Source organism: Oleiphilus sp. HI0128 (assembly GCF_001635365.1).
The window spans coordinates 1-1,091 of record NZ_LWGG01000308.1 but is presented as its reverse complement, the minus strand read 5'-3'; the positions used below and the strand labels follow the sequence as shown (position 1 = coordinate 1,091).

Here is a 1,091-nt window from a genome sequence, read left to right as displayed (position 1 = left end):
TTATGAGCACCCATTCCTATGGGGTTCTAAGCGTACTGGTCCTGATCTGGCTCGTGTTGGTGGTCGCTATAGTGACGACTGGCAACGTGCTCACCTTTATAACCCACGTAATGTTGTACCTGAGTCCAAAATGCCGTCCTACCCTTGGTTGTTTACAGCTATCGTAGACCACAAAGGTACTGCTGCGAAAATGGAAGCACTTCGTACAGTAGGCGTTCCCTACACCGACGAAGACATTGCCGGTGCAGCAGAAGCGGTGAAAGGTAAAACAGAAATCGAAGCTATGGTTGCGTATCTACAGCAGCTTGGCACCGTTCTTAAGAACAAGTAAGAACCAATATTATGGATATCAACACGTTACGCGGTCTATCTACCATCTTGGTCATGATCGCCTTTGTCGCCATATGCTTATGGGCCTATAACGGCAAAAAGAAAAAAGATTTTGACGATGCAGCCAACCTGCCCTTTCAGGATGACGATATCGCGGAACGTACCTTGAGCGAAAAAGAGAGAGAAGAACATGACTAGTTTTTGGAGTGTATGGGTCTCAGTCATTATTATCGGTACTTTGATCGGTAGTACATGGCTGCTAGTAGCCACCCGAAAAAGCCAAACTACAGATGAAGAGACTGAACAAAAGATGCCCCATGCCTTCGATGGGATCGAAGAGTACGATAATCCACTTCCAAAGTGGTGGTTCCATATGTTTATCGGTTCAGTTGTTTTTGCATTCGCATACGCATTGCTGTACCCGACTTTAGGTAACTTCCAAGGTTTCTTAGGCTGGTCTTCTACCGGTCAATGGGAAGCAGAAGTTGCTGAAGCTGATGAAAAGTACACACCTATATTCAAAGCCTACGCGGCAAAGCCAATTGAAGAACTCGCCAAAGATGCCGAAGCAATGAAAGTAGGACAGCGTTTGTTTGCTAATAACTGCTCAGTATGTCACGGATCAACAGGTCGCGGCGCATTAGGCTTTCCAAATCTGACTGACCACGACTGGTTATATGGTGGAAGTCCAGACGCGATCAAAACCACCCTCCTGTATGGTCGAAACGGTCAAATGCCTGCCAAAGGTTTAAATCCCGCTA

3 protein-coding genes are annotated in these 1,091 nt (G+C 46.4%); all 3 read left to right on the top strand.

Features of this window, described 5'->3' with window-relative positions; all coding sequences use genetic code 11:
• On the top strand, positions 1 to 331 hold a 331-nt coding region (locus tag A3763_RS03905; RefSeq protein ID WP_197482745.1), incomplete at its 5' end, for a cbb3-type cytochrome c oxidase subunit II.
• 11 nt (positions 332 to 342) lie between these two features.
• Positions 343 to 528: a CcoQ/FixQ family Cbb3-type cytochrome c oxidase assembly chaperone gene (locus A3763_RS03900; RefSeq protein ID WP_068509685.1), complete on the top strand. Its 186-nt coding sequence runs from the start codon at positions 343 to 345 to the stop codon at positions 526 to 528.
• Positions 521 to 1,091: cbb3-type cytochrome c oxidase N-terminal domain-containing protein (locus A3763_RS03895; RefSeq protein WP_156494889.1), on the top strand; the 571-nt coding region annotated here is incomplete at its 3' end. The genes A3763_RS03900 and A3763_RS03895, both read left to right, overlap by 8 nt.